The organism is Paraburkholderia solisilvae (assembly GCF_902859875.1).
Taxonomy (GTDB): domain Bacteria; phylum Pseudomonadota; class Gammaproteobacteria; order Burkholderiales; family Burkholderiaceae; genus Paraburkholderia; species Paraburkholderia solisilvae.
Window position 1 is genome coordinate 1 of record NZ_CADIKF010000128.1, and the last position, 1,288, is coordinate 1,288.

At 57.7% G+C, this 1,288-nt stretch carries 1 protein-coding gene; it reads left to right on the forward strand.

The annotated features are described in order from the left end of the window. Positions 1-63: 63 nt before the first annotated feature. Positions 64-1,247 (forward strand): IS3 family transposase gene (locus HV675_RS32095; RefSeq protein ID WP_175115476.1). Its coding sequence is split into 2 segments (ribosomal slippage): positions 64-328 and positions 328-1,247, totalling 1,185 coding nucleotides; the frame shifts between segments, so codons are not numbered across the junction. The last annotated feature ends 41 nt before the right edge of the window (positions 1,248-1,288 follow it).

Here is a 1,288-nt window from a genome sequence, read left to right on the forward strand (position 1 = left end):
TGAGCTTGCCCCCGAAAAACGAATCCCTTGCTGAACAGGTAAACTCAAGCAAGGAGAAGAACGATGACAAGCAAGGCAAAGCGAGCACAGTACACGCTCGAGTTCAAGCTGGAAGCGGTACGGTTGGTGAAAGCCGGGCAAAGCATGGCAGCAGTGGCGGCGACACTGGGTGTGGTTGAACAGACACTGTACAACTGGGTGAAGGCTGACCGGGAAGGCAAGCTCGCGGGAGCAGGCACGAAGCCCGTGAGCCCGGAACAGATGGAGCTGGCGCGGCTGCGTGCGGAGGTAGCGCGCCTGAAGATGGAGCGAGATATATTAAAAAAGTGCGCAGCGTACTTCGCGAAGGAATCGATGTGAAGTACGCGTTCATCGAGCACAATCGACGCTACTGGCCAGTCTCGGTGCTATGCGAAGTGCTGGAAGTCAGTCCCAGCGGATATCATCAGCGCCGGCAACGCACCGCGCAGGACAAGCCGCACCGAAGCGGCGTAAGCAACGATGCACTGCTCGCGCAAGTCAAGGCGATTCACACGCAGGTTAAAGGCGAATACGGCTGGCCCCGCATGTGGAAGGAGTTGCTCACACAAGGCGTGCGCGTGGGTAAAGAACGGGTTCGCAAACTGATGGCGCAGCATGGCATTCGAGCTCGCCACAAGCGCAAGTACATCGCGACGACAAACTCTAACCACGATTTGCCGGTGGCGCCGAATCTGTTGGAGCGCAACTTCACCGCTAACGCACCGAACCAGGTCTGGACGACCGACATCACGTACCTGGCGACAGCCGAAGGCTGGGTCTACCTCGCGGTTATCATCGACCTGTTCAGCAGGCAGGTGGTGAGCTGGTCGATGCAGCCGCACATGAAAGCTGAACTGGTCACGGACGCATTGCGAATGGCGTGGTTCCGGCGTCGCCCTGAGGCCGGCGTAATCGTGCATAGCGACAGGGGCAGCCAATATTGCAGCGGCCTGTTTCAGGACACGTTGAAGGCCTACGGCATGCGTTCGTCGATGAGCCGACGTGGAAATTGTTGGGATAATTCGCCGACGGAAAGTCTATGGGGTTCGCTGAAGGTAGCACGCATGCACGGACGACACTTCGCCACTCGGCGAGTAGCAATGGATGAGGTGATTGACTGGCTGGGCTTTTACAATGCGCGCCGGTTACATTCAACGCTCGATTACGTCAGCCCCATGACGTTCGAAAAGAACTGGTTCGCAGCTCAAAGAGGCGAAGCCGCATAATTCCCCCCAGCTATGGGATTCGTCAAACGAGGGCAAGGTCA